This is a genomic window from Sinorhizobium terangae, assembly GCF_009601505.1.
Lineage (GTDB): Bacteria > Pseudomonadota > Alphaproteobacteria > Rhizobiales > Rhizobiaceae > Sinorhizobium > Sinorhizobium terangae.
The window spans coordinates 1-2,500 of record NZ_WITC01000071.1; the positions used below are offsets into that span (position 1 = coordinate 1).

The window sequence follows — 2,500 nt, forward strand, 5'->3', positions numbered from 1 at the left end:
GCGGGGGAACGGCAAAACCCCCGGGGCGTTTGGGCACCGGGGGTTTTTGTTGGTTGCGGGGGCAGGATTTGAACCTGCGGCCTTCAGGTTATGAGCCTGACGAGCTACCGGGCTGCTCCACCCCGCGTCAACTTTCGTTTTTGTTTTGTGTTGTTTTCGCCGTTTGCCGGCGTTTGTGAGAGAAGATGTTTTATCTTGCGATTTGCAGACCTGGCAGCGACCTACTCTCCCGCGTCTTAAGACGAAGTACCATCGGCGCTGGGGCGTTTCACGGCCGTGTTCGGAATGGGAACGGGTGCAGCCACCCCGCCAGAACCACCAGGTCGGCAAAGCGCAAGCGTTGCTCCCCGGAGGGGAGCAAATTGTCGAGAAGCTGGTGAAGCGATTGCTTCGTTTTGAACACGTCATGCGTCTTATCCGGACAACTCCAGCAGCCGGCAGAGCCGAGCCGCCAGTCGTCTGGCGCGCCGTCCGCAGCGTCGGCCGAAGGCCGACAGCGTGAGGACAAAGAATTGCGATGCGCATCCATGATGAGCATAAGCAATGGGAACGATCAAGCCGATCGAACGATTAGTACCGGTAAGCTTCATGCGTTGCCGCACTTCCACACCCGGCCTATCAACGTGGTCGTCTTCCACGGTTCTCAAGGGAATACTCGTTTTCAGGTGGGTTTCCCGCTTAGATGCCTTCAGCGGTTATCCCTTCCATATATAGCTACCCTGCTATGCCCTTGGCAGGACAACAGGTCCACCAGAGATATGTCCATCCCGGTCCTCTCGTACTAGGGACAGATCCTGTCAATATTCCTACACCCACGGCAGATAGGGACCGAACTGTCTCACGACGTTCTGAACCCAGCTCACGTACCGCTTTAATTGGCGAACAGCCAAACCCTTGGGACCTGCTCCAGCCCCAGGATGCGATGAGCCGACATCGAGGTGCCAAACAACCCCGTCGATATGGACTCTTGGGGGTCATCAGCCTGTTATCCCCGGCGTACCTTTTATCCGTTGAGCGATGGCCCTTCCACGCGGGACCACCGGATCACTATGACCGACTTTCGTCTCTGCTCGACTTGTCAGTCTCGCAGTCAGGCGGGCTTATGCCATTGCACTCGACGAGCGATTTCCGACCGCTCTGAGCCCACCATCGCGCGCCTCCGTTACTCTTTCGGAGGCGACCGCCCCAGTCAAACTACCCACCATACACTGTCCCGGATCCGGATGACGGACCGCGGTTAGACATCCATGACGATAAGGGTGGTATTTCAAGGACGGCTCCACAGGAACTGGCGTCCCTGCTTCAAAGCCTACCACCTATCCTACACATGCCGACACGAATGCCAGTGTAAAGCTATAGTAAAGGTGCACGGGGTCTTTCCGTCTGACCGCAGGAACCCCGCATCTTCACGGGGAATTCAATTTCACTGAGTCTGCGTTGGAGACAGCGGGGAAGTCGTTACGCCATTCGTGCAGGTCGGAACTTACCCGACAAGGAATTTCGCTACCTTAGGACCGTTATAGTTACGGCCGCCGTTTACTGGGGCTTCGATTCAGAGCTTGCACCCCTCCTCTTAACCTTCCAGCACCGGGCAGGCGTCAGACCCTATACGTCGTCTTGCGACTTCGCAGAGCCCTGTGTTTTTGATAAACAGTCGCTACCCCCTGGTCTGTGCCACCCCATCATACTTGCGTACAAAAGGGTCACGCTTCTTCCGAAGTTACGCGTGCAATTTGCCGAGTTCCTTCAACGCAGTTCTCTCAAGCGCCTTGGTATACTCTACCTGACCACCTGTGTCGGTTTCGGGTACGGTCTATACGGTGGAGCTATTTCCCGGGACCGCGTCCAGGCCTGGACAATCCAATAAGTCCAGACAAGTTAAGCGATCCGTCACTACCACCAGGCCCACGAATATTAACGTGGTTCCCATCGACTACGCGTGTCCGCCTCGTCTTAGGGGCCGGCTAACCCTGCTCAGATTAACTTTAAGCAGGAACCCTTGGTCTTTCGGCGAGAGGGTCTCTCACCCTCTTTATCGTTACTCATGTCAACATTCGCACTTCCGATACCTCCAGGACCCCTCACGGGTATCCCTTCACAGGCTTACGGAACGCTCCGCTACCACGTGCCTTGCGGCACATCCTCAGCTTCGGTGCATGGCTTTAGCCCCGTTACATTTTCGGCGCAAAGACCCTTATTTAGACCAGTGAGCTGTTACGCTTTCTTTAAATGATGGCTGCTTCTAAGCCAACATCCTGGTTGTTTTGGGATCCTCACATCCTTTCCCACTTAGCCATGACTTGGGGACCTTAGCTGGAGGTCAGGGTTGTTGCCCTTTTCACGACGGACGTTAGCACCCGCCGTGTGTCTGCCGACTAGTACTCCCCGGTATTCGGAGTTTGGTTAGGATCAGTAAGACGGTGAGTCCCCATAGCCCATCCAGTGCTCTACCCCCGGGGGTATTCGGTCGACGCTCTACCTAAATAGATTTCGCGGAGAA

At 55.8% G+C, this 2,500-nt stretch carries 1 tRNA gene and 2 rRNA genes (1 of these 3 cut by a window edge); all 3 read right to left on the minus strand.

The window, feature by feature from the left end:
• Nucleotides 1-50: 50 nt before the first annotated feature.
• Nucleotides 51-127: transfer RNA gene (locus GHK62_RS18720), tRNA-Met, on the minus strand.
• A gap of 81 nt (nt 128-208) precedes the next feature.
• Nucleotides 209-323, minus strand: a 5S ribosomal RNA gene (gene rrf, locus GHK62_RS18725).
• A 226-nt stretch (nt 324-549) separates the two neighbouring features.
• Nucleotides 550-2,500: ribosomal RNA gene (locus GHK62_RS18730) — 23S ribosomal RNA — on the minus strand; it runs 948 nt beyond the window's last position.